The following is a 23,622-nucleotide window of genomic DNA, read 5'->3' on the forward strand; positions in this document are numbered from 1 at the left end:
GGGCCGCCGGTTCCGGCACGTCGCGGATGTCGACGGAGCCGATCGCCTGGGTCACCGCAGCTCTCACTGAGCCGACGGTAGACCCGCCGCGGCGCGCGAGCCAGTCCCCCAGCGCTGGCTTTCTTGCCGATACGTGCGTCGGCCCACGAAGCCCGACCCACCCGGCGGGTCGAACACCACGAAGTGCCGCGGACGCCCGACCGCCGCGCCGCCGCTCGCCACGCTGACGCGGCGGTTCGCTCGCGACCCGAACGCGCGGCGATTCCGCCCCCGGACCGTTCGGACAGGGCCGGTCCCGCCCGTTGGAAGGGGGAAGTCCAGCCGATCGGGAGGCGGCTCACCCCATGCGCGAGACGAGGATGGGCCGATGAAGAGCAACCTCGAGATCGCGCAGGAAGCCGACCTCCAGCCCATCGACGACATCGCCTCGTCGCTCGGCCTCCTGCCCGAGGAGGTCGAGCCGTACGGCCGTTACAAGGCCAAGATCACCCTGAGCGTGCTCGAGCGCCTCTCCGACCGGCCGGAGGGCAAGGTCATCTGCGTCGCGGGCGTCACTCCGACGAAGGCGGGCGAGGGCAAGACGACGACGGCGGTCGGTCTGACCCAGGGCCTGGGGCACATCGGCAAGAACCCTGTGCTGTGCCTGCGCGAGCCGTCGCTGGGCCCGGTGTTCGGCATGAAGGGCGGGGCGGCCGGCGGTGGCTACACGCAGGTCGTGCCGATGGAGGATCTGAACCTCCACTTCACGGGCGACATCCACGCCATCAGCGCGGCGAACAACCTGCTGGCGGCGATGCTCGACGCGTCGATCCTGCACGGCAACGTGCACAAGATCGATGCGCTGCAGGTGTCGTGGCGGCGCGCCGTCGACATCAACGACCGCGCACTGCGCCAGATCACGATCGCTCAGGGGGGGCGGGCCAACGGCTACCCGCGCGAGACCGGGTTCGACATCACGGCCGCGTCGGAGGTCATGGCGATCACCGCGGTGGCCCGTGACCTGCAGGACCTGCGCCGGCGCCTCGGTGCCATCACCGTCGCCCACAGCTTCGACGGCGGCAAGCCGGTCACGGCCGAGGATCTGGGGGCGGCCGGCGCAATGGCGGTGCTGCTCAAGGACGCGATCAAGCCGAACCTGATCCAGACCCTCGAGGGGCAGCCGTGCCTGATGCACTGCGGCCCGTTCGCGAACATCGCCCACGGCAACTCGTCGCTGATCGCCGACCTGATGGGCATGCGCCTCGGCGACTACGTGATCACGGAGTCGGGCTTCGGCTCGGACATGGGCATGGAGAAGTTCTTCGACATCGTCTGCCGGGTGGGAGGGCTCGTCCCCAGTGCCGTCGTGGTCGTGTGCACGATCCGTGCGCTCAAGCACCACGCGGGGCTCGAGGACCCCAACGCCGACCGGCCGCTGGCCCGCGCCGCGTTGGAGACGGGCGCGAACAACATGCGCCGGCACATCGCGATCGTCAAGGAGTTCGGCCTGCCGTGCGTGGTGGCGATCAACCGCCGCCCGGGCGACACGAACGAGGAGGTCGAGATCGCGCGCCGGCTGGCGCTCGAGTTCGGCGCGGACGGCGCCGAGGTCAACGAGGGCTACGAGCGCGGTGGCGAAGGGGCCGCCGCGCTTGCGCGGGCGGTCGTCGAGGCGGCCGAGAAGCCGTCGAACTTCGGCCTGATCTACCGCGACGAGGACCCGATCATCGACAAGATCTCGGCGGTCGCGCGGCGCGTCTACGGCGCGTCCGACGTGTACCTCTATCCCGAGGCGGAGAAGAAGGTCGCGCAGTACACGCGCGACGGCCTCGGCAACCTGCCGATCTGCATGGCCAAGACGCAGTACTCGCTCTCGGCCGATCCGCAGCTGCTCAACGCACCGGAGAACTTCACGCTGCCGGTGCGCGACATCCGTGCGTACACGGGCGCGGGGTGGCTCGTGCCGCTGTGCGGCGACATCATGCAGATGCCCGGCCTCGGCAAGACGCCGGCGGCGTTCGACGTCGACCTCGAGGCGGACGGGCGGATCGTCGGGCTCTTCTAGATACTGCCGCGATGGGCAGCGAGCAGCACACGTTCGGTGAGCTCCTCGAGGAGCTCGCGGCGCCGACCCCGTCGCCCGCGGCCGGCACCGCCTGCGCCTGGGCACTCGCGCTCGCCGCCGGCCTGGTCGAGCTGTCGGCCGGCGTGACGCTCGCGCGGGCCGACCTGGCCGGCGTCCATCCGCGGATGGAGGAGATCGTCGCGCGGGTGCGGGCGCGGCGCGCCGAGGCGCTCGAGCTGGGCGACGCGGACCGCTCGTCGTTCGGGCCGGTGCTCGAGGCGCAACGGCTGGCGGCCGACGACCCCGCCCGGCCGCAGCGGCTCGCCGACGCGCTCTCCGGTGCGGCGGAGACGCCGCTCGCGCTGGCGCGGGCGGCCGCGGAGGTCGCCGACCTCGCCGCCGAGGCCGCGCGGACGGGCAACCGGGCGGCGACGGGCGACGCGGCGGCCGCCGGGCTGCTCGCGCGCGCGGCCGGCACCGCGGCGGCGCGGATCGTCCTCATCAACCTGGCCCGGCAGCGCGACGACCCGCGCGTGGACGAGGCGCGCGCGCTGGCGGACCGGTGACGTGAGCGCGGCCGCCGGGATCGTCCTGGCGGGCGGGCGGTCGTCGCGGATGGGGCGGACGAAGGCGTCGCTGCCGTGGGCGCAGACGACGCTGCTCGCGCACATGTGCGACGCGGCCGAGCTGGTCGCGGGCGGGCGGCTGCGTCCGGCCGACCTCTACGCGCGCTGCCGGGTCCGGCGGCTCGACGAGGCCTGGCTGCTCGCGGACGGGGCGCTGGCCGCCGCGGACCCGGGCTCGACTCGCTCACCAGCGTCGACACGCCGGAGGCCTACGCGGCGGCGAGGGATATGTTGGCGCCGTGACCCGCTCGAGCGCCGTCCCCACCGTCGACGTCCACGCCCACGCGGTCATCGGGCCGGCGTTCGGCCTGGCCCAGGAGCAGCCCGAGGCCCGCGCCGCGCAGGAGGTCGAGGCGGGCTGGTTCGGCGAGGCGTCCACGCGCGTCAACCAGCAGCAGATCCAGCGGCTCATCCCGCTGCTGACCGACCTCGGCGCGCGGCTGGAGGTCATGGACCGCAGCGGCGTCGACGTGCAGGTGGTCAGCCCGTCGCCGCAGCACTACCACGACTGGGCCGGCGCGCCGATGGCGCAGCGCCTGACGCGCATGGTCAACGAGGGCATGGCGGCGCTGTGCGCGCAGCGCCCGGAGCGGCTCGCCGGGCTGGGCACCGTGCCGCTGCACCACCCGGAGCTCGCCGTCGGCGAGCTCACGCACGCGGTCGAGGAGCTCGGGCTGAAGGGCGTCGAGATCGCCACGACGGCCGGCGGGCGCGAGATCGCCCATCCGGACTTCGAGGGCTTCTGGGCGCGCGCGGAGGAGCTGGGCGCCCTCGTCTTCATCCACCCGTGGGGCTGCACGCTCGGCCACCGGCTCGACGAGCACTACCTGGCGAACGTCGTCGGCAACCCGACCGAGACGACCGTGGCCCTGTCGCACATCATCTTCTCGGGGCTGCTCGACCGCCGCCCCGGCCTGCGCATCCTCGCCGCCCACGGCGGCGGCTATCTGCCGTTCTACATCGGGCGCTCGGATCATGCCTGGCAGCACCGGCCCGACTCGCAGACCCCGCGCGCGGCGCCCAGCGAGTACCTGCGCCGCCTGTACTTCGATGCGCTCGTCTACCAGCCGGCGGCGCTCGGCGCCCTCGTCGCCCAGGTCGGCGCCGATCGCGTCATGGTCGGCACCGACTATCCGTTCGACATGGGCATCGAGGACCCGCTCGACCGTCTGCGCGCCGCGGCGCTCGACGCCGGGCAGCGCGAGGCGATCCGTGGGGGCAACGCCGCCGCGCTCGGGCTCGTGCCGGGCTGAGCGATCACACCACCACGGGTCCCAGCGTGACCGGCAGCCGCAGGCGCTCATCGAGCTCCCGCGGCTCGAACAGCGCCATGAGCTCTCGCACCACCGGCGAACGCTGCGCGTCGCGCGCCGTGACCATCCCGACCGTGTGCTCCACGACCGGGTCGACGAGCGGCAGCGCGCGCAGGTTCGGCGGCAGCGGGTTGACGGTCAGCCACGGGCCGGCGGTGATCGCCGCGAGCCCCGCGTGCGCGTGCGCGATGAGCGTGGATATCGAGTTCGTCAGGACCACGGTCCCCGGGGTCGCACCGGCCCGGGCGAAGGCGGCGTCGACGATCCGCCGGTGCTGCATGTCCTCGGTGAGCAGGCACAGCGAGAGCGCCGCGGCGGCGGTCCAGGAGATCGTCGTCGCCCAGGCGGGCAGCATCTCGACCGGGCACACGAGGAAGTAGCGCTCGACCCACAGCTCTCGCGTGGCCACGTCGGCGAGCGGCTCGTTGTCGAGGTAGGTGAGCCCCGCGTCGATGTCGCCGCCGGCGAGCTGCTGGGCGATCTCGCGCGAGCTCATCGAGATGTGCTGCACGCGCATGCGCGGATGGCGCTCGCGAAACCGGGTCGTGATGTGGGTCGTGGCCACCAGCGCCGTCGGAATGACGCCGAGCCGCAGCGTGCCCTCCAGGCCGCTGCGCATGCGGTCGACCTCCTGCGCGAGCGACTGCACGTCGGCCAGGGCGCGGCGCGCCCACAGCAGCACCCGCTCGCCCTCCGCCGTGAAGCCCTCGAACCGGGTCCCGCGGCGCACGAGCGGCACGCCGAGCTCGCGCTCGAGGCTGCGGATCGCCGTCGACAGCGCCGGCTGGGAGACGTGGCAGGCCTGTGCGGCGCGGCCGAAATGCCGCTCGCGTTCGAGCGCGACCATGTATTCGAGTTGCCGGAGAAACACCCGACCCCCAACGATAACTGCCAGCTATCGCCCGATCCAGCGGAACGCTTGGAGACCCGGTCCTGCCGCAGCCATCATCCCCCAACGGATGTCAAAGAACCTCGTCGAGCTGATTCGCCGTCACCACGAGCTCGACGCTCCCACCGCGCTCGAGGTGCTCAAGGCTGCCGTGGACGACCACGGCGCGATCACCGACGATGATCGCCGCGTCGCCGCCGAGCGCTCCGGGCTTCCCGAGGCGACGGTCTACGGCGTCTCCACCTTCTACGACGACCTGCTGCACCCGCGCGGCAGGCGGCACGTCCGCGTCTGCACCGGCAGCGCCTGTTTCGCCACGACCGGCGACCGCCACGTGGACGAGCTGCGTGCCGGCTTCGGCCTCGAGCTCGGCGAGTGCAGCGACGACGGCGAGATCTCCCTCGCGGAGACCGTCTGCCTCGGCTTCTGCCACGCCGCTCCCGCCGTCCGCGACGGCGACGTCATCGACGCGGGCCCCGGCGTCGTGGAGCGCGTCCTCGCCGGCGCGACCGTCGCCGCCACCGAGCCCGACCCGGTCAGCACCCTCGACCGGCCCGTCCTCACCGAGCCCACCGACTGGTCCGGCCTGCGCCGCGCGCTCACCGAGTCGACCCCCGAGGGACTGCTCGAGGCGGTCAAGGCCGCTGACGTGCGCGGCCGCGGCGGCGCCGGCTTCCCCGCCGGCAACAAGTGGCAGTTCGCGCGCGCGGCCGCCGGCGACGAGAAGTTCATCGTCGCCAACGGCGACGAGGGCGACCCCGGCTCCTACATCGACAAGGTCCTCATGGAGGCCAACCCGGCGCTCCTGGTCGAGGGCATGGCGCTCGCCGGCTATGCGGTCGGCGCGCAGCACGGGTTCGTCCTCACCCGCTCCGAGTACCCGCGCTCCAAGCCCGCGCTGGAGGCCGCGGTCGAGGAGGCGCGCGCGGCCGGCCTGCTCGGCGAGGACGTCCTCGGCACCGGCTTCGACTTCGACATCACCATCGTCGAGGGCGCCGGCTCCTACGTCGTCGGCGAGGAGACCGCGCTGCTCGCCTGCCTGCAGGGGCTGCGCGGCACCGTCTCCGCCCGTCCGCCGTTCCCCGCCGAGCGCGGCGTGTTCGGCCTGCCGACGGTCGTCAACAACGTCGAGACGCTGTGCAACATCCCGTTCATCGCCCGCCACGGCGCCGACGCCTACCGCGATCTGAGCCCCGGCGCGACACCGGGCTCCAAGCTCGTCTGCTTCAACGAGCGCTTCGTCCGCCCCGGCGTCTACGAGGTGCGCTTCGGCACGACGATGCGCGAGCTGTGCGAGGACCTCGCCGGCGGCCTGCGCGACGGCCGCTCGATCAAGGCGCTGCAGATCGGCGGCCCGCTCGGCGGCATCCTGCCCGGCTGGAAGCTCGACACGCCGTTCGACTTCGCCGAGCTCGCCGCCGAGGGCTGCATGGTCGGCCACGGCGGCATCCTCGCCTTCGACGACCAGACGAACATGCGCGACGTCGCGCGCCACCTCCTGCACTTCGGCGCCGCCGAGAGCTGCGGCAAGTGCTTCCCGTGCCGGATCGGCCTGCGCCGTGCGCACGAGATGTTCTCGAACGGCGCGCCGGTGTCCCAGAGCAGCCTCGAGGCGCTGCTGGAGACGCTCGAGCTCGGCAGCCTCTGCGCCCACGGCGGCGGCATGCCCGCACCGATCCGCAGCCTGCTGACCCACTTCCCCGACGAGCTGAGGCTGGCGGCATGAAGACGGTCAGCCTCACCATCGACGGCGCCCCGGTCGAGGTCCCGGTCGGCACGACGATCCTCGACGCGGCGCGCGGCCTCGGCACGCCCATCCCCACGCTCTGCTTCGACGACCGCCAGGACCCGTTCGGCGCCTGCCGCGTCTGCCTCGTCGGCGTCGAGGGCGCGCCCGGGCCGCTGCCCTCGTGCACCAGCCTCTGCCGCGACGGCATGGTCGTCGACACGCGCGACGAGACCGCCCGGCGCGTCGCGGGCGCGGTCGTCGAGCTCGTGCTGTCCGAGCTGCCGGTCGAGCCCGCCCCGCACACCGAGCTGGCCGGCGTCGCCCGCGACCTCGGCGTGACCGGGACCCGCTGGCCGGGCGCGCAGCACGAGCCGCGCCACGACGAGCGCCATCCGTACCTCGCCTTCCAGCACGAGCTGTGCATCTCGTGCGGGCGCTGCGTGCGGGCGTGCGACGAGGTCCAGGGCACGTTCGCGCTCACCGCCACCGGACGGGGCTTCGCCGCGAACATCGCCGCGGGCCTCGACCAGGGCTTCCGCGAGTCGGCCTGCGTGTCGTGCGGGGCCTGTGCGGATACCTGTCCTACCGATGCCATCACCGAGCTCACGCTGCTGGCCCTCGTCGAGCCCGAGCCAGAACCTCAGATCGTGAAGTGAGGAAGCCATGATCGACCAGCGCTTCGACTCCACCGTCACCACCACCTGCGGCTACTGCGGCGTCGGCTGTCGCCTGGAGGCCCACACCCGCGACGGCCGCGTCGTCGCCATCAGCCCGGCGCTCGACGGCCCGGCGAACGAGGGGCACACCTGCCTGAAGGGCCGCTTCGCCCACCAGTTCGGCCGCCACCGCCAGCGCCTCACGACCCCGCTCATCCGCGAAGGCGACGGCTTCCGCGAGGCGACGTGGGACGAGGCGCTGCGGCGGATCGTCTCCGAGCTGGAGCGCGTCAAGAGCGCCCACGGTCCCGACGCGATCGCGGGCCTGGCCTCGTCGCGCGCCACCAACGAGGACTGCTTCGCGATGCAGCGCCTCATGCGCGCCGCCATCGGCACGAACAACATCGACAACTGCTCGCGCGTGTGCCACTCGCCGACCTCCTACGCGATGCGCCGGTCGCTGGGCATGTCGGGGGCGACCGGCTCCTTCGCCGACATCGACCACGCGGACGCCGCCATCATCATCGGCGCCAACCCGACGGAGGCGCACCCCGTCGCGGGGGCGCGCATCAAGCAGGCGGCGCTGCGCGGCATGAAGCTCGTCACCATCGACCCGCGCCGCATCGAGCTCGCCGACTACGGGGTCCTGCACCTCTCGCCGCGCGCGGGCACCAACGCGGCGGTGATGCTCGGGCTCCAGCACGTCGTCGCGCGCGACGGCTTCGTCGACCACGACTTCGTCGACCGGCGCACCGAGGGCTACGACGAGCTCGCCGAGCTGATCGCGCAGTACACGCCCGACGAGGTGCAGCGGATCACCGGCGTGCCCGCCGCGGACATCGAGGCGGCCGCCCACATCTACGCCGAGGCCGGCGAGGCCTGCGTCATCTGGGGCCTCGGGGTCACCGAGCACAAGTACGGCTCGGAGGTCGTGCGCCTCATCTGCAACCTCGCGCTCATGACCGGCAAGGTCGGTCGCCCCGGTTCCGCCCTGCTGCCGATGCGCGGGCAGAACAACGTCCAGGGCTCCTCGGACGTCGGCGCGCTGCCGGACACCTACTCGGGCTACCGCCGGGTGGGCGACGAGGAGGTCGCCCGCAGCTTCGAAGCCAAGTGGGGCGTGCCGCTGTCGCGCGAGAAGGGCTACACGATCCCGCAGATGCTCGACGCGGCGGTCGACGGCCAGCTGAAGGCGATGTACATCTTCGGCGAGGACCCCGCGCAGACCGACCCGGACACGCACCACGTCGTGGCGGCGCTCGAGTCGCTCGACTTCCTCGTCTGTCAGGACATCTTCCAGACCGAGACGACGAAGTACGCCGACGTGATCCTGCCTGCGGCGACGTTCCTCGAGAAGGAGGGCACGTTCATCAACGCCGAGCGGCGCATCCAGCTCGTGGAGCCGGTCGTCGCCCCGCCCGGCGAGGCCAGGACGGACCTCGAGATCCTCACCACGGTGTCGCGCGCCCTGGGCCACGAGATGGGCTACACGTGCGCCGAGGACGTCATGGACGAGATCGCGGCGCTGACCCCCGACTTCGCCGGCGTGACCTACGAGCGGCTGGGCCGGTCGGGCCTGCAGTGGCCGGTCGCGCCGGACGGCACCGACGCGCCGATCCTCTACGAGGAGGAGTTCACGCTTCCCGGCGGCAAGGCGCGGTTCGCGCCGCTGCCGTACCTGCCGCCCGGCAGCGAGGCGAGCGACGAGTTCCCGCTCGTGCTGGTCACGGGCCGGCGCCTCATGCACTACAACGCCGGCACGATGACCCGGCGCACCGCCAACCTCGACCTGTTCCCGAGCGACGTGCTGGAGATCCATCCGGACGACGCCGAGCGGCTGTGGATCTCCGACGGCGACCTCGTCTCGGTGCGCAGCCCGGTGGGGCGGATCGAGATCGAGGCGCAGGTCACCGACTCGATCGAGCGCGGCCACGTCTTCACGGCGTTCCACTTCCCGGAGGTGCGGACGAACGTCCTGATCGGCCAGTCGGCGGACGTGAACACCTCCTGCCCCGAGTACAAGGTGATGGCGGTCGACGTGCGGCCGGTCCAGGAGGAGCCGTCGCGCATGCCCGCGCTCGCCGCCGGCGACTGAGCCGAGGGGCGGGCATGGACGAGCGCATGGTGGCCGTCGTCGAGCGCGACGGCACGCGCGACGAGGTCGCCGTCGAGGAGCCGCTGGAGATCCGCGTCGACGGCGCGGCGCTCACCGTCACGATGCGCACGCCCGGCCAGGACGAGGAGCTCGCGCTCGGCTTCCTGTACGGCGAGGGGCTGATCGACGGCCCGCGCCCCGCGGGGCTGACCGAGGACCTCGCCAACAACGTCGTCGAGGTCTCCGGGCCGCTGCTGCGCGACCCGGGCGAGCGGCGGTTCTACACGACGTCGTCGTGCGGGGTGTGCGGCAAGGGCTCGCTCGAGGAGGTCGCGGTGTACGCGCCTCCGCTCGGTCCCGGGCCGGTCGTCGACCGCGACGTGCTGGCCGGCCTGCCGGACCGGCTGCGCCAGCCGACGTTCGAGCGCACGGGCGGCCTGCACGCGACCGGGCTGTTCACCGCGGACGGCGAGCTGGTGCTGGTGCGTGAGGACGTCGGGCGCCACAACGCGATGGACAAGGTCATCGGCCGGGCCTTGGTGGACGGCCGCGTGCCGCTGTCGTCGCATGTCCTGTGCGTGAGCGGGCGGCTATCGTTCGAGCTCGTGCAGAAGGCGGCCGTGGCCGGCGCGCCGATCCTCGTCGGCGTGGGCGCGCCGACGTCGCTGGCGATCGAGCTCGCCGCCGACCGCGGGCTGACGCTCGCGGGCTTCGCCCGGCGCGGGCACGTGAACGTCTACACGGGCGCCGAGCGGGTCGCGCTCGGCTGAGGCGCCCGGGGCGCACGCCGCGCCGTCCTACTCCTCGCTCTGGCCCTCTTCGCCGAGGTGGTGCGCGGCGGGATGGCGGCCCTCGGGGGAGGTGCCGGGCTTCGGGCGCGGGTCGGCGGCGCGGGCGGCGCGCTCGACCTCCTCGGTGGTCTGCTCGGGCGGCGGCGGCGCGTCGGCGTCGCCGAGGGTGGATCGCGGTTCGGTCATGGTCCTGGCGTGCCCGGATCGCGCGCGCTCCATGCTCACCAGCGCGCGGCCGGCCGCCGCCATGTCCGCGGGCGTCGGCGCCAGCTGCACGGATGCGAGGCCGAGCTCCTGCGCCTCCGGCTCGTCGAGGTCGCTCGAGCCCACGATCGCGTGCAGCGGCACGCCGGCCGCCGCGCACCGCGCCGCGAGCTCGCCGACCGCCTTGCCCTCGAGCGTCTGGCGGTCCAGCCGGCCCTCGCCGGACACCACCGCGTCGGCGCGCGCCAGGCGCTCGCCGAAGCCGAGAGCGTCCAGCACCCACGGGGCGCCCGGGACCAGCGACGCGCCGAACGCGGCCCACAGGCCGCCGGCCAGGCCGCCCGCCGCGCCGGTCATCGGCACGCCGCGCGGGTCGCGCTCGAGCTCTGCCGCCTGCGCGTGCAGCCGCGCCGTCAGGCGCTCGACGGCGGAGGGGTCCGCGCCCTTCTGCGGCCCATAGACGATCGCGGCGCGCTCGAAGGGCGTCGTGACGTCGCAGGCCACGATCAGCTGGGCGCCGCGCAAGCCCCCGGCCGCCCGGACAGCGGCGACCGCGCCGACGCCGCCGTCCGTCGTGGCGCTCCCGCCCACGGTCACGACGACGCGCCGGGCTCCGCCGGAGACCGCCGCCGCGATGAGCTCCCCGGCGCCCGCCGTCGTCGCCGCCTCGGCGTCGCGCTCGCCGTGCGCGACCAGCCCGAGGCCCGAGGCGAGCGCCATCTCCACGATCGCGGTCGCCCCATCGTCGATCCAGCCCAGCGCCGCCGCCACCGGCCGCCCGAGCGGGTCGCGCACCGTGACCGGCTCGGTGCGGCCGTCCGCGGCGGCGACGAGGATCTCCATCGTCCCCTCGCCGCCGTCGGCGATCGGGCAGCGATCCGCCGTCGCCCCCGCCGCCTCGACGCCGCGCGCGATCGCGTCGGCGACCTCCGCGCCCGAGTAGGTGCCCTTGAACGAGTCCGGGGCGACCAGGACCCGGCTCAAGCGACGGCCTCCTCTGCCATGCGCGCCTGGTCCATCGCCTCGTGCTCGTCGCGGGCGGCACGCCGTTCGACGAGCGTCAGGAGGATCGTCGGCGCGATTGCCAGCAGCGAGATGCCGATCACCCACAGATAGGTGTCGGCGAAGGCGGTCGCCTGCGCGCTCGCCGACCGGCCCGCGTCGTCGAGGTGGCCCTGCAGGATGACGGTGAGGACCGCCGTCCCGATCGACCCGCCCACGCGCTGCACGACGGTGAGCTGCGGGGTGGCGTCGCCGACCTGGTCGGGGCGCAGCACCGCGAAGGCCGCGGTCCACGCCGGCATCATGCACAGGCCGAGGCCGAAGCCGCGCAGGAACATCGCCGCGTTGATGAGCGCGTACGGCGTGTCGTCGGCGATCAGCGTGAACGGGATCGTGGCGACGAGCATCACGACGGTCCCGACGAGCGCGGTCGGCCCGCCGCCGAACCGCTCGGTCGCCCGGCCCGCATAGTGCATCGCCAGCGCCGCGCCGATGCCCTGGGGGATCAGCAGCAGGCCCGTCTCCACGACGCTGTCGCCGCGGACGATCTGGAAGTAGAGCGGCATGAGGATCATCCCGCCGAACAGCGCCGCGCCCAGCGCGAACGTCGTCAGCGCGGCGGCGCTGAACGCGCGGTTGGCGTAGAGGCGCATGTCGAGCAGCGGGTGCTCGATGCGCAGCGCGCGCACCACGAAGACGGCGATGAGCGCCAGACCGATCGCCAGCGGCACGAGGACGCTCGTGGCGGCGAGGCTCCCGGTGTGGCCGCTCTCCGCCAGCCCGTAGGTGACGCCGACGACGCCGACGCCGGCGAGGACGAAGCCGAGCACGTCGAGCGGGCCGGCGGTCTCCGGCGCCTCGCGGGGCAGCAGCCGCAGCGCGGCGACCACGGCGACCGCGCCGATCGGCACGTTGACGAAGAAGATCCACTGCCAGCCGGCGTGCTCGATCAGCAGCCCGCCGAGCGTCGGCCCGAGGACGGGGGCGAGGATCATCGGCACGCCGATCGCCGACATCACGCGCGCGAGGTTCTTCGGCCCTGCGGCGCGCACGAGGATCATCTGGCCCACCGGCATCACCATGCCGCCGCCGAGGCCCTGCAGCACCCGGAAGCCGATGAGCGACCCGGCCGACCAGGCCAGGCCGCACAGCGCGGACCCGCCGATGAACACGACGAGCGCGATGAGGTACAGGCGTCGTGCGCCGATGCGCCGGGCCAGCCAACCGGTCAGCGGGATCGTCGCGCCGAGCGCGAGCAGGTACGCGGTGACGACCCACTGGATGTCGTCGAGCGACGTGCCGAGGTCCGTCGACAGCGAGCGCAGCGCGACGTTGACGATCGTCGTGTCGAGGATGCTCATGATCGCCCCGAGCACGATCACGACCGCGATGCGGAAGACGTGCGGCTCCAGGCGGTTGGCGTCGGATCGGGAGCGCAGGCGCAGCACCGAGGGCGACGGTAGCGCGCGCCGTCGAGGCGATCCTCTGTGACGCTCGCCTGCGACGTGTCCGCGAGCTGCCGCCGAATTCGGCGAGGATGCCTGCGAGTGCCGCCCGTGAATCTGGATCGCTGGCTCGACGAGCCGTTGGTCTGTACGCGCCACCGGCGCGAATCCCGGGTCGGCGAGCACGAGCTGTGGGCGGTCGCCGCGACGGTTCAATTGCGCGACTGCCGCATCCTGGGCCGGCTCATCCAGGCCCGGATCCCCGGGCTGCGGTCGAGCGAGACGTTCTACGAGCTGTTCGGAGGCAAGCCGTTCAACGTGCTTGACGAGGGTCCGACCTACCGGCTCTCGGGGCTGTGTGGGCGCATCTGGACCGTGCGCGGGGACTTCGCGATGCTCGGCGCGCCCGCAGATTTCCTGACGTGGGACGTGCCGGGAACGGTGCGCGTGCTGTTCGCCAATTGGGCGGAGCCGACCGGGGACGGCGGCTCGGCGCTGGTGAGCGAGGTTCGAATCGGCGCCGTCGACCGCCGGGGGGCGTTGCGCGTACGCGCGCTTCAGCCCTTCATATCCGCGTTCCAGGGACTTGTCGGCGCCGAGCCGCTGACCCTGGCCGTGCGCCGGGCGACGTCGCGCTGAGCGCGGTTCACAGACGCGCGGCCAGTGCCCCGCTCGCGAGCAGCACAAGGGCGATCGCGCAGGCCCGCAGCGCGCCGTCCAGTGGCGCCGCGAGGCCGGCGGCATCCAGTTCGATCGTGGTGCCATCGGCGAGTTGCCGGGAGCCGCTGACCGCGACCGTACGGCGCCTCAGGTCGCGGACGGGCATGCTCAGCCGGCGCTGCACGACGCTCAGCATGAAGCACCCGGCCGCCACCAGCAGTCCCGCCGGACGGATCGCGAGCGCGTTGATCCAGTAGCCGGTGAGCGCCGGGAACGCACCCCAGGCGGCCGCGAACCAGAACGCCGAGTGAAAGCGCCCGCCGAAGAGCTCGAGGTTGTACGCAACGACGATGAACGCGCCGGCGACGACGAAGGGCACGAGGCCCACCGAGACCGTCACGACACCGGCGACGCCGATCGCGACGGCAGCGACCAGCGCGATGACGGCGAGAACGACGAGCATGCGTCCGGGCATGAGCGTGCCCAGAGGGCGCCCGCGCAGCTCGTCGAGCGCGTGCGCGCTCACACCGACGGCGAGGAAGAACGCCAGCAGGGTCGCCGCCACCCTCTCGCCATGGACCTCGGGCGCCGCCGCCGCGCCGAGGGCGACGTAGCTGAGATGCCAGGCCGTGTAGGGCGGATGCAGGATGGTGACCAGGTCGCGCCATCCGCCTGGGCGCAGGGCATAGAAGGCCGAGCGCTCGAGCCGGTCAGCGGGCGTCATCGGATCGTGTGCCCCACATGACCACACCGCCGCCGAGGCTCATGCGGCGGACGGTCACCGAGCCGATGCCCGCCTCCGTCCAGAGCTGAGCGATCTGCTCGAGCGGGTGGCGCGCGTAGAAGTCGGGGATGCTGCGCGCGAGGAACCGGCCGGTCTCGAACCAGTCACGCGAGACGAGGCGGCCGAGCGCCGGCAGCCCGACGCGGACGTAGAAGGTCCACGCCGCGCGCCACAGCACGGAGGGCGGAACCGCGAATTCCAGCGAGGCGACGCGGCCACCCGGCCGCACGACGCGCGCGAGCTCCCGGAGCGTCGCCGCGGGATCATCGACGTAGCGCAGGAGATAGGTGAAGGTCAGGTGGTCGAAGTCGCCGTCGGCGAATGGCAGCCGCTCGGCCTCGCCGACGACGAGCGACACGCGTCGCCCGAGCGCTTCGTCGTCCCGCACCCGGGCCCGCGCCCGCTCGAGCATCGCCTCACTCTGGTCGAGCCCGACCACCGAGCATCCGTACCGGCGGACGAGCGCCTGGGCGACCAGCCCTGTCCCCGTCGCCACGTCGAGGACGCGCTGATCGGGCTGGGCGCCCACGGCGTCGACCATCGTCCGTCGCCATCGCGGGTCCTGCCCGAAGCTCAACGCAGCGGCCACCCGGTCGTAGTGGCGCGGAAGCCCGGCAAACAGCTCGAGCGCATGTCGTTTGCGCTCGCTGCCAACGCTCCTGGCCGGGCCGTCCATCGGCGCAAGCATCCCGCCCACGCGCCCGCGCGTGCAAGGTGACGAACCCTCCAGGACTCCGGTGACCAACCCTCCAGGACCCCGGATCGTGCCGCGGCCGCGCGATATCCGCAGAGCGATGTTCGCCCCGTGCGAGCGTGGCGCCGGACAGGCTCGGCGGCTCACCTTCTTGATGGCCGAGGCGAGGCGGCTGCTGCGGGATCGGTTCCGCGACCTCTGCGGGGAGCTACCCGCCGATCGGCGCGTACAGCGTCACCGGCGTCCCGTCCGGTCCTTCGACCAGGCAGCGGACCTCGTGCGGGCCCTCCTCCGGCGAGCCGACCGCAAGTCCCAGCTCTGCCGCCGCGGCCCGCGCCGCCTCGAGGTCGGCCACCTTCAGCATCAGCCCCGCCCTGTTGCTCGTGCGGTCGGTCCCGGCCAGTGCGATCCGCGCGCCCGCGACGTCGAACTGCGCCCAGCGGTCTCCGTCGACGAAGGTCGGCTCCGCGCCGAGCAGGGCCTTCCACCCGCCGACCGCCGCGTGCAGGTCGTCGACCGGGATGACGGTGGCGATCTTCTGGACTTCCATGTGAGTGCTCCCGGGATCAGGTGTTTCAGGGTTCGCGAAGCATGGCGCCTACGATGAGGCGCCGCATGGACATCGTCGATCCCCGCATCGAGGCCTACGCCGTCCAGCACACGTCGCCGCTCGACGAGGGCCTGGCCGCGGTGGCCGACGCGACCCGTGCGCAGACGCCGTCGCCGAACATGATGAGCGGCGTCGTCGAGGCGCGGCTGCTGCAGGCGCTCGTCGTGGCGTCGCGCGCCACGCGCGTGCTGGAGATCGGCACGTTCACCGGCTTCGGCGCACTGGCGATGGCCGGCGCCCTGGCCGAGGGCGGGAGCGTCACCACCATCGAGGCCGACCCGGACACTGCGGCGCTCGCCCGCCGCCACATCGACGCCGACCCGCGCGGCGCTCGGGTCGACCTCCTCGAGGGCGACGCGCGCCGGCTGCTGCCCGGGCTCGACGGCCCGTTCGACGTCGTCTACGTCGACGCCTGGAAGCCGGACTACCCCGCGTACCTCGACCTCGTCCTGCCGCTCCTGGCGCCCCACGGCGTGATCGCGTTCGACAACACGCTGGGCAGCGGCCGGGTGCTCGACGCCGGCGACGACATGGCCGCCTTCAACGCGCGCGTCCAGGACGACCCGCGCGTGTGCAACGCGCTGCTGACGGTGGGCGACGGCGTCCTGCTCGTCTGGCACGCGGCCACCGCCGGCTGACCGACCGCTCCGACACCGACCCCGCCACGGCATGGCCGCCATCGACCCACGGATCGACCCTCGCGGCGCGCGCTGGGAGAAGCGCGTCCACGGGCCGGTGATCGCCGCGGCATCGCCCTTGGCGCCCTGACGGCCCGCACGCGGCGGCCGCGGCAAGCGAGCGGCAAGCAGGCCTGAGGGCGCGGCAAGCGATCGGCAGGGGGCGATCGCGACAGTGCCCGCCATGACCTCCATGACGCTCCTCTCCCTCCCCGTCGAGGCGCTGCGCGACGCGATCACCGGCCACGTCTCCGCACCGGGCGACCCTGACTTCGACGACGCCCGCCGGGCCTGGAACCTCGCCGTCGACCAGCGGCCCGCCGCGGTCGCGATCCCGCGCACCGCGGACGACGTCGTCGAGATCGTCCGCTTCGCCAACGCGCACGACCTGTACGTCGCGCCGCAGGCGTCGGGCCACAACGTCTCGCCGATCGCATCGCTGCAGGACACCATCCTCCTCCGCACCCACGAGCTGCGCGGCGTCGAGATCGACCCGGTCGCCAAGCGCGCCCGCGTCGCCGCCGGCACGGAATGGAAGGAGGTCGTCGGACCCGCCTCCGAGTACGGCCTCGCCGCATTGTCGGGCTCGTCGCCCCAGATCAACGTCGTCGGCTACACGCTGGGCGGCGGCGTCGGCTGGCTCGGGCGCAAGTACGGGCTGGCCGCCAACAGCGTGCTGGCGATCGAGGTCGTCACCGCCGACGGCCAGCTGCGCCGCATCGACGCCGACCACGACCCCGACCTCTTCTGGGCGCTGCGCGGCGGCGGCGGCAACTTCGGTGTCGTGACCGCGATCGAGTTCGCGCTGCACGACGTCGGCCCGCTCGTCGCCGGGCTGATGCTGTGGCCCGCCGAGCGCGCGCCCGAGGTGCTGCATGCCTGGCACGAGCTGACGCAGACCGCGCCGGACGAGCTGACCACGTCGATGCGGCTCCTGAACGTGCCCGACGACCCCGCGCTCCCCGAGGCCCTGCGCGGGGGTTCGTTCATCGCGATCGACGGCGCGTTCGCCGGCGACGAGGCGGCGGCGACCGCGGTGCTCGCGCCGCTGCGGGCGCTGGAGCCGATGATGGACGGCTGGGTCCCGGTGGCGCCGGGCGCCCTGAGCTACGTCCACATGGACCCCGAGGACGCGATGCCGACGTACGGCGGCACGCAGATGCTCGGCGAGCTGCCGTCCGAGGCGATCGACGAGTTCCTCGCGCTCGCCGGGCCGGGCAGCGGCTCCCCGCTGCTCATGGCCGAGCTGCGCCACGTCGGCGGCGCCCTGGCCCGCCCGCACGCCGGTCACGGGGCGACGGGCACGTTCGACGGCGAGTACCTCATGTACCTGGGCGGCGTTCCCATCGACGCGGACGTCGCGACGGCGGGCCGCGCCCACATCGAGCGGGTACGGTCGGCGATGGCGCGCTGGTCGACCGGGCGCGAATACCTGAACTTCGTCGAGGAGCCGGTCGACGCCTCGACGATGTTCTCGCCCGAGGCCTACCCCCGCCTGCGCACCATCCGTGCCGAGTTCGACCCGGACGAGCGGTTCGTGGCCAACCACCGCATCCCGCCCGCCTGACCGCCGGCGGACGACGCTACCCCGACCCGGGGTCGAACCTCCGCAGGCGCCGGAAGGCCGGAGCAAGCGCGTCGTAGAGGGAGACGAACACGGGCTGCAGCTCGGCGTAGGCCTCGGCGGCCTCGGCGCCGGGCTGCAGCTCCTCGTCGATCGCGACGAGGTCGGCGGCGCGCTCGATGCTGTCGATCAGCCCGAGTGCCTCCATGCCGAGCAGCGCGGCGCCGAAGCCGGAGCCCTGGTGGCCGGCCGGGAAGCCGACCGGCATGCCGAGCACGTCGGTGAGGATCTGGCGCCACAGGTCGCTGCGGGCGAAGCCGCCGGTCGCCCGCAGCTCGCGAACCTCGAAGCCGGCGTCGCGCACCGAGGCGAGCACGAGGCCGAGCTGCTGGCAGACCCCCTCGACGGCGGCCCGGATGAGATGGCCGCGATGGTGGCCGCGGGTCAGCCCGACGTATGCGCCGCGCGGCAGCGCGCTCCAATGCGGCGCCCGCTCGCTGAGGAGGTACGGCAGCATGATCAGCCCCTCGCTGCCCGCGGGCACCTCGGCCGCCAGCGCCAGCAGCTGCGCCTCGGCGTGCTCGCCGAGGTCCGGCGCCAGCGCCTCGCCGGCCCACCGCAGCACGACGCCCCCGTTGTTGATCGCTCCGCCGACCGCCCACCGGCCCGGGGTCAGCGCGTAGCAGAAGAGGCGGCCGGCGGGGTCCACGCGCGGGTCCTCGACCATGACCCGCAGCGCACCGCTCGTGCCGATGGAGCAGGCGGCGACCCCGGGCCGCACCGCGCCGACGCCGAGGTTGGCGAGCGGGCCGTCGCCGGCGCCCGCGATCACCGGCACGCCGGCGGGCAGGCCGAGGTCGGTCGCGGTCAGCGCAAAGCACTGCTTCGCGGGCACGAGCGTCGCGAGCTGCCCGGCGCGCACCCCCGCGATCTGAAGCGCCTCGGGATCCCAGTCCAGCGTCCGCGACGCCATGAGGCCGGTGCCCGACGCCACCGAGTGGTCGAGCGCCCACTCGCCCGCCAGGCGCCGCAGCACGAGCTCCTTGACACCGACCCAGCGGCGCGCCGCGGCACACACCGCCGGCTCGTGCTCGCGCAGCCAGACGAGCTTGGGCAGCGGCGCCATCGGATGCAGCGGCGTGCCGGTCCGCGCGTGCAGCTCGGGGTGCTCGGCCTTCAGCCGCTCGGCCTGGCTGGCGGCGCGCGTGTCGGCCCACGTGATGAGCGGGGTCAGCGGACGGTCGTGCGCGTCGAGCGCGAGCAGCGAGTGCATCGCGGAGCTCAATGCGATGCCGCACACCTGCGCCCCCGCCGCCTGCGCCGAGGCCGCCGCCTGGCGGATGGCGGCCACGGTCGCCTCGATCACGAGCCCGGGGTCCTGCACCGCATGGCCGTGCGCGGGCTCGTCGAGCGGGTAGCGCGCCTCGCCCCCGCCGTGCTCGCCGCCGCGCACGTCGAACGCGGTCGCCTTGGCGCTCGTGGTCCCGAGGTCGACACCGAGGACGACCTGGGTCATGAGACGACACGCAGCGGCGGCATGGTCGCGAGTGTCGCGCATCGCGCTCCACTACTCTCGCTGCCGTGCGCCCCCGCGACGATCAGCATCCCGCCCGGCGCGTGCGCATCCTCGGCGCCGGCGGCACGATCGCCATGACGGGGGAGTCGGCGCAGCCCGCGCTGGACGCGGAGGCGCTCGTGGCCGCGATCCCGCTGCTGGGCGATCGCGACGGGCTCGACGCCCGGACCGTCGTCAACGTGCCCAGCGCGCACCTGACGCTGGCGGACGCCCTGCTGATCTGCCGCGAGGCGCGCGACGCGGCCCGGCGCGGCGTGGGCGTCGTCGTCACCCACGGCACCGACGCGCTCGAGGAGACGGCGATGCTCTGCGACGTCGTCCACGACGCCGAGGCGCCGATCGTCTTCACCGGCGCGATCCGGCCCGCCAGCGCCCCGGGCGCCGACGGTCCGGCCAACCTGCTCGACGCGGTCTCCGTCGCGGCCAGCGAGGAGGCGGCGGGCATGGGCGTGCTCGTCGTGTTCGGCGGCGAGATCCACCACGCGCGCTGCGCCCGCAAGACCGACACGACGTCGCTGACCGCGTTCTCCTCCCCGCAGACCGGCCCGCTGGGCCGCGTCACCGAAGGTCACCCGACCTTCTGGTCGAAGCTGCCGCGCAACCCGCCGCTGGACCCGCCCGACCTCGACCGCCGCGTGCTCGTCGTGCCGACCGGAGCCGGCGACGACGGCACGCTCGCCCGCGCCGCGCTGTCGACGGAGCCCGACGGGGTCGTCATCGGCACGCTCGGCGCCGGGCATCTCGCGGTCGAGCTGCTCGAGCTGTGGGGCGAGGCGGCCGAGCGGATTCCCGTGGTCGCCTACTGCCGCCCCGAGCGCGGCGTGGTGCTCACCGGCACGTACGGCTATGCCGGCTCGGAGCGCGACCTCCGCGGCACGAACATCATCCCGGCGGGGTTCCTGTCTCCGCAGGCGGCGCGGATGAAGCTGCTGGCCTGCGTGGCGTCCGGCCTCTCGATCGACGAGGTCCGCTGGGCGTTTCGCCAGGACGACGGCTGAACCGCCGCGCCGGCGTGGCCGGGCGTACCCTCGAGACATGCCCACCGCCTTCGTCCACACCTGCCTGCGGGTCCTGGACCCGGACGCCTCGCTGCGCTTCTACGAGCTGCTCGGCTTCGAGCGCCGCGGCCGGCTGAACTTCGACACCGCCCACAACCTCTACCTCGGGCTGCCCGGCGGCCCGGACGTGCTCGAGCTCACGGTCAACGACGGGCGGACGGACCCCTACGACCTCGGCGACGGCTACAACCACATGGCGATCGTCGTCGACGATCTCGACCACACCGTCGCCCGCCTCGAGGAGGCCGGCCACCTGCCGGAGCGCGCGCCGTATCACCCCGGCGGCAACGAGCAGCTGCCGCGCATCTGCTTCTACGCCGACCCCGACGGCTACCGCATCGAGCTCATCGACCGGCGCTTCGACACGCCGCAGGACCCGGACCGGTGACCTGGGCCGCCGACCCCGACCGCTATGACGAGATGGCGTACCGCCGGTGCGGGCGGTCGGGCCTGAAGCTGCCGGCGATCTCGCTCGGCCTCTGGCACAACTTCGGCGACGACCGACCGCTCGAGGACCAGCGGGCGATCCTGCGCACGGCGTTCGACCGCGGGATCACGCACTTCGACCTGGCCAACAACTACGGCCCGCCGTACGGGTCGGCCGAGACGAACTTCGGCCGCCATCTGCGCGACGACTTCGGCCCCTACCGCGACGAGCTGATCATCTCGACGAAGGCCGGCTACGACATGTGGCCCGGTCCCTATGGCGAGTGGGGCTCGCGCAAGTACCTGCTCGCCTCGCTCAACCAGTCGCTGACGCGGATGGGCCTCGAGTACGTGGACGTCTTCTACTCGCACCGCTTCGATCCCGACACGCCGCTGGAGGAGACGTGCGGGGCGCTGGACACCGCGGTGCGGGCGGGCAAGGCGCTCTACGCCGGCATCTCCTCGTACTCCGGTGAGCGCACCGCCGAGGCCGCGGCGATCCTGCGCGACCTCGGCACGCCGCTGCTCATCCACCAGCCCTCGTACTCGCTGCTGAACCGCTGGATCGAGACGGACCTGCTCGACGTCCTGGCGCGCGAGGGCGCGGGGTGCATCGTCTTCTCGCCGCTGGCTCAGGGGATGCTCACGGACAAGTACCTCGACGGCATTCCCGAGGGCTCGCGGGTGACGCGCTCGCCCTACCTGTCGCTCGATCTCCTGCGCGAGGAGACGCTCGCCCACGTGCGCGAGCTCAACGCCATCGCACGCCGGCGCGGGCAGACCCTCGCGCAGATGGCGGTCGCGTGGACGCTGCGCGACCCGCGCGTCACGTCGTCGCTCGTGGGGGCCAGCAGCGTGCGCCAGCTCGAGGACACGCTCGGCGCGCTGGACGGGCCAGCGTTCAGCGAGGAGGAGCTCGCCGAGATCGATCGCCACGCGGTCGACTCCGGCATCAACCTCTGGGCGCGGTCGAGCGACGTGTGACCTGATCGCGCCGGCGTGGCGCGCCGGGGCGTATTCGCCCGGCGCGCCGACGGGTCAGCGGTGGTCGCTCAGGAGGCGGCCGAGTAGCGCTCGGCGACCTTGTCCCAGTTGACCGTGTTCCACCAGGCCTTGAGGTACTCGGGCCGGCGGTTCTGGTACTTCAGGTAGTAGGCGTGCTCCCACACGTCGTTGCCCAGCAGCGGGGTCTTGCCCTGGCTGACCGGGTTGTCCTGGTTGGGCGTGCTCGTGATGGCGAGCGAGCCGCCGTCGGCGACGAGCCAGGCCCAGCCCGAGCCGAACTGGCCGACTCCCGCCGCCTCGAACTGCTCCTTGAAGGCGTCGAACGAGCCGAAGGCGCTGTCGATCGCCGCGGCGAGGTCACCGCTGGGCGCGCCGCCGCCGTCGGGGCTCATGGACTCCCAGAACAGCGTGTGGTTGAGATGCCCGCCGCCGTTGTTGCGCACGACGCCGCGCTTGTCCTCGGGAAGCGCGTCGAGGTTCGCGACGACCTCCTCGATCGGCTTGTCCTGCCACTCGGTGCCCTCGAGAGCGCCATTGGCCTTGTCGACGTACGCCTGGTGATGCTTGTCGTGGTGCAGCCGCATCGTCTGCTCGTCGATGTGGGGCTCCAGCGCGTCGTACGCGTACGGCAGGTCCGGCACGGAGTAGGCCATAGGGGGTCTCCCTTTCGTCGCTTGGTTTCGCAAGCTACCACTTGCTTATCCTGTGCGGTGTGGACGTCGTGTTGCCGGACCTTCCGCCCGCGCGGCGGGCGATCCTGATCGCGCTGCGCAAGCGGGGCGAGGCGCGCGCCGACGACCTCGCGGAGCTGCTCGGAATCACCGCCAGCGCCGCGCGCCAGCAGCTCGCGCCGCTCAGCGCGGCGGGGCTGCTCGAGCATCGCGACGTGCGCGCGGGACCCGGCCGGCCGCGCCGCGTGTACCGGCTCTCGTCGGCGGCCGACGCCCTCTTCCCGAAGGCCTACGGCGAGCTGACCACGGAGCTGCTCGACCATGTCGGCGCTGAGGATCCGGCCCTGCTGGAGCGGGCGTTCGAGGCGCGCCGGCGCACGCGCGTCGCGCAGGCCGCGACAAGGCTGGAGGGCCGCGGCTTCGAGGGCCGGGTCCGCGAGCTCGCACGCATCCTCGACGAGGCCGGCTACCTCGCCGAGGCGACGCCGCTCCCGGACGGCGGCTACCGGCTGGCCGAGCACAACTGCGCGATCCTCGCCGTCGCCCGGCGCCACGGCCACGCGTGCACGTCGGAGCTGGGCTTCCTGCAGGAGGTGCTGCCCGACGCCGACGTGCGCCGCGTCGCGCACATCGTGAGCGGTTCTACCGCCTGCGTGTACGAGGTTCGGCCACGCTAAGGCAACTTGCAGTGCGAAGGGCCTGTAAGACCTCTGATGCCGCAGGTAGCGTTGCGGACGTGGACGAGAGCTCCGACCCCGACCTGCAGATCGCCATCACCCGCGACGGCGGCGTCACGGTCGCCGCAGTGCGCGGCGAGCTCGACGCCGCCAGCACGCCGCAGCTGCCGGCGCGGCTCGCCGGGGAGCCCACGGACCGCGGCCTCGTGCTCGACCTGCTCGAGTGCGACTTCGTCGACTCCACCGGCCTGCACGCGATCATCGACGCCCGCGCGGCGGTCGAAGGCGCGGGCGCCCGGTTCGCGCTCGTCTGCCACGCGGACGGCCCCGTCGCTCGCGTGATCGAGGTCGCGCTGCCCGGCATGCTCGAGACCTACGGCCGTCGCGACGCCGCGATCGCCGCGGTGGCGGGTTAGCGGCCGCGGC

The 23,622-nt window shown here is 73.5% G+C and carries 23 protein-coding genes and 1 pseudogene; 16 read left to right on the top strand and 8 right to left on the bottom strand.

The genetic code is table 11. The annotated features are described in order from the left end of the window. Positions 1 to 367: 367 nt before the first annotated feature. The 4 genes and pseudogenes from DSM104329_RS03390 to DSM104329_RS03400 all read left to right on the top strand — a co-directional run bounded on the left by DSM104329_RS03390 (position 368) and on the right by DSM104329_RS03400 (position 3,923). Entirely contained in the window at positions 368 to 2,044 is a 1,677-nt protein-coding gene (locus DSM104329_RS03390) for a formate--tetrahydrofolate ligase (protein ID WP_259313988.1), read from the top strand. Between the two features lie 11 nt (positions 2,045 to 2,055). Then, positions 2,056 to 2,610: a cyclodeaminase/cyclohydrolase family protein gene (locus DSM104329_RS03395; RefSeq protein WP_259313989.1), complete on the top strand. Its 555-nt coding sequence runs from the start codon at positions 2,056 to 2,058 to the stop codon at positions 2,608 to 2,610. Position 2,611: 1 nt separating this feature from the next. Then, positions 2,612 to 2,725, top strand: a pseudogene (locus DSM104329_RS29015) (NTP transferase domain-containing protein); the annotation flags it as partial. A 184-nt stretch (positions 2,726 to 2,909) separates the two neighbouring features. Continuing rightward, positions 2,910 to 3,923 (top strand): amidohydrolase family protein, encoded by a 1,014-nt coding sequence (locus tag DSM104329_RS03400; RefSeq protein WP_259313990.1) that lies wholly within the window; start codon positions 2,910 to 2,912, stop codon positions 3,921 to 3,923. Between the two features lie 4 nt (positions 3,924 to 3,927). Here the strand turns inward: DSM104329_RS03400 and DSM104329_RS03405 are convergent, their stop codons facing one another. Further along, positions 3,928 to 4,854 carry a LysR family transcriptional regulator gene (locus tag DSM104329_RS03405; RefSeq protein WP_259313991.1) on the bottom strand — a complete coding sequence of 309 codons (927 nt, stop codon included), beginning with the start codon at positions 4,852 to 4,854 and terminating at the stop codon, positions 3,928 to 3,930. Positions 4,855 to 4,942: 88 nt separating this feature from the next. On the opposite strand from DSM104329_RS03405, the gene DSM104329_RS03410 reads away from it, so the two are divergent. The 4 genes from DSM104329_RS03410 to fdhD are packed head-to-tail and all read left to right on the top strand — an operon-like array spanning position 4,943 to position 10,122. Continuing rightward, on the top strand, positions 4,943 to 6,598 hold the full coding sequence (locus DSM104329_RS03410) for an NAD(P)H-dependent oxidoreductase subunit E (RefSeq protein WP_259313992.1): 1,656 nt from the start codon (positions 4,943 to 4,945) through the stop codon (positions 6,596 to 6,598). Next, a complete protein-coding gene (locus DSM104329_RS03415) occupies positions 6,595 to 7,257 on the top strand; it encodes a 2Fe-2S iron-sulfur cluster-binding protein (RefSeq protein ID WP_259313993.1) in 663 nt (220 codons plus the stop codon). Before DSM104329_RS03410 ends, DSM104329_RS03415 begins: the two co-directional genes overlap by 4 nt. 7 nt (positions 7,258 to 7,264) lie before the next feature. Further along, positions 7,265 to 9,352 carry a formate dehydrogenase subunit alpha gene (gene fdhF / locus DSM104329_RS03420; RefSeq protein ID WP_259313994.1) on the top strand — a complete coding sequence of 696 codons (2,088 nt, stop codon included), beginning with the start codon at positions 7,265 to 7,267 and terminating at the stop codon, positions 9,350 to 9,352. Positions 9,353 to 9,366: 14 nt separating this feature from the next. After that, positions 9,367 to 10,122 (top strand): formate dehydrogenase accessory sulfurtransferase FdhD, encoded by a 756-nt coding sequence (fdhD, locus tag DSM104329_RS03425; RefSeq protein ID WP_259313995.1) that lies wholly within the window; start codon positions 9,367 to 9,369, stop codon positions 10,120 to 10,122. A gap of 27 nt (positions 10,123 to 10,149) precedes the next feature. Here the strand turns inward: fdhD and DSM104329_RS03430 are convergent, their stop codons facing one another. Together DSM104329_RS03430 and DSM104329_RS03435 are read right to left on the bottom strand one after the other, a co-directional pair. Continuing rightward, positions 10,150 to 11,331 (bottom strand): glycerate kinase family protein, encoded by a 1,182-nt coding sequence (locus DSM104329_RS03430; RefSeq protein WP_259313996.1) that lies wholly within the window; start codon positions 11,329 to 11,331, stop codon positions 10,150 to 10,152. After that, on the bottom strand, positions 11,328 to 12,797 hold the full coding sequence (locus DSM104329_RS03435) for a DHA2 family efflux MFS transporter permease subunit (protein ID WP_259313997.1): 1,470 nt from the start codon (positions 12,795 to 12,797) through the stop codon (positions 11,328 to 11,330). The genes DSM104329_RS03430 and DSM104329_RS03435 overlap by 4 nt, the downstream gene beginning before the upstream one ends. 108 nt (positions 12,798 to 12,905) lie before the next feature. On the opposite strand from DSM104329_RS03435, the gene DSM104329_RS03440 reads away from it, so the two are divergent. Then, the gene (locus DSM104329_RS03440; RefSeq protein ID WP_259313998.1) at positions 12,906 to 13,433 is read left to right on the top strand and encodes a hypothetical protein; all 528 of its coding nucleotides are present in this window, start codon (positions 12,906 to 12,908) and stop codon (positions 13,431 to 13,433) included. A 7-nt stretch (positions 13,434 to 13,440) separates the two neighbouring features. Here the strand turns inward: DSM104329_RS03440 and DSM104329_RS03445 are convergent, their stop codons facing one another. The 3 genes from DSM104329_RS03445 to DSM104329_RS03455 all read right to left on the bottom strand — a co-directional run bounded on the left by DSM104329_RS03445 (position 13,441) and on the right by DSM104329_RS03455 (position 15,482). Beyond that, a complete protein-coding gene (locus DSM104329_RS03445) occupies positions 13,441 to 14,178 on the bottom strand; it encodes a hypothetical protein (protein WP_259313999.1) in 738 nt (245 codons plus the stop codon). Further along, positions 14,165 to 14,914, bottom strand: a complete 750-nt coding sequence (locus tag DSM104329_RS03450; protein WP_259314000.1) for a class I SAM-dependent methyltransferase — start codon at positions 14,912 to 14,914, stop codon at positions 14,165 to 14,167. The genes DSM104329_RS03445 and DSM104329_RS03450 overlap by 14 nt, the downstream gene beginning before the upstream one ends. Before the next feature lie 226 nt (positions 14,915 to 15,140). Beyond that, positions 15,141 to 15,482 (bottom strand): VOC family protein, encoded by a 342-nt coding sequence (locus DSM104329_RS03455; protein WP_259314001.1) that lies wholly within the window; start codon positions 15,480 to 15,482, stop codon positions 15,141 to 15,143. A 65-nt stretch (positions 15,483 to 15,547) separates the two neighbouring features. Here DSM104329_RS03455 and DSM104329_RS03460 point away from each other — a divergent pair, with 65 nt between their 5' ends. Both DSM104329_RS03460 and DSM104329_RS03465 read left to right on the top strand, forming a co-directional pair. Then, entirely contained in the window at positions 15,548 to 16,180 is a 633-nt protein-coding gene (locus DSM104329_RS03460) for an O-methyltransferase (protein ID WP_259314002.1), read from the top strand. 223 nt (positions 16,181 to 16,403) lie between these two features. After that, positions 16,404 to 17,786: an FAD-binding oxidoreductase gene (locus DSM104329_RS03465; protein WP_259314003.1), complete on the top strand. Its 1,383-nt coding sequence runs from the start codon at positions 16,404 to 16,406 to the stop codon at positions 17,784 to 17,786. Positions 17,787 to 17,802: 16 nt separating this feature from the next. On the opposite strand, the gene DSM104329_RS03470 is transcribed toward DSM104329_RS03465, so the two are convergent. Then, positions 17,803 to 19,299 (bottom strand): gluconokinase, encoded by a 1,497-nt coding sequence (locus DSM104329_RS03470; RefSeq protein ID WP_259314004.1) that lies wholly within the window; start codon positions 19,297 to 19,299, stop codon positions 17,803 to 17,805. Positions 19,300 to 19,364: 65 nt separating this feature from the next. On the opposite strand from DSM104329_RS03470, the gene DSM104329_RS03475 reads away from it, so the two are divergent. Genes DSM104329_RS03475 through mgrA form a run of 3 tightly spaced genes read left to right on the top strand, consistent with a single transcriptional unit; the run spans position 19,365 to position 21,827 of the window. Further along, a complete protein-coding gene (locus tag DSM104329_RS03475) occupies positions 19,365 to 20,357 on the top strand; it encodes an asparaginase (RefSeq protein WP_259314005.1) in 993 nt (330 codons plus the stop codon). A gap of 37 nt (positions 20,358 to 20,394) precedes the next feature. Beyond that, complete coding sequence (locus tag DSM104329_RS03480) at positions 20,395 to 20,805, top strand: VOC family protein (protein ID WP_259314006.1); 411 nt, start codon at positions 20,395 to 20,397, stop codon at positions 20,803 to 20,805. After that, complete coding sequence (mgrA, locus tag DSM104329_RS03485) at positions 20,802 to 21,827, top strand: L-glyceraldehyde 3-phosphate reductase (protein ID WP_259314007.1); 1,026 nt, start codon at positions 20,802 to 20,804, stop codon at positions 21,825 to 21,827. Before DSM104329_RS03480 ends, mgrA begins: the two co-directional genes overlap by 4 nt. A 68-nt stretch (positions 21,828 to 21,895) precedes the next feature. On the opposite strand, the gene DSM104329_RS03490 is transcribed toward mgrA, so the two are convergent. After that, entirely contained in the window at positions 21,896 to 22,501 is a 606-nt protein-coding gene (locus DSM104329_RS03490) for a superoxide dismutase (protein WP_259314008.1), read from the bottom strand. 59 nt (positions 22,502 to 22,560) lie between these two features. On the opposite strand from DSM104329_RS03490, the gene DSM104329_RS03495 reads away from it, so the two are divergent. Together DSM104329_RS03495 and DSM104329_RS03500 are read left to right on the top strand one after the other, a co-directional pair. Further along, positions 22,561 to 23,196: a helix-turn-helix transcriptional regulator gene (locus DSM104329_RS03495; protein WP_259314009.1), complete on the top strand. Its 636-nt coding sequence runs from the start codon at positions 22,561 to 22,563 to the stop codon at positions 23,194 to 23,196. Between the two features lie 59 nt (positions 23,197 to 23,255). Beyond that, positions 23,256 to 23,612: an STAS domain-containing protein gene (locus DSM104329_RS03500; protein ID WP_259314010.1), complete on the top strand. Its 357-nt coding sequence runs from the start codon at positions 23,256 to 23,258 to the stop codon at positions 23,610 to 23,612. The last annotated feature ends 10 nt before the right edge of the window (positions 23,613 to 23,622 follow it).

It is taken from the genome of Capillimicrobium parvum (assembly GCF_021172045.1).
GTDB lineage: Bacteria > Actinomycetota > Thermoleophilia > Solirubrobacterales > Solirubrobacteraceae > Capillimicrobium > Capillimicrobium parvum.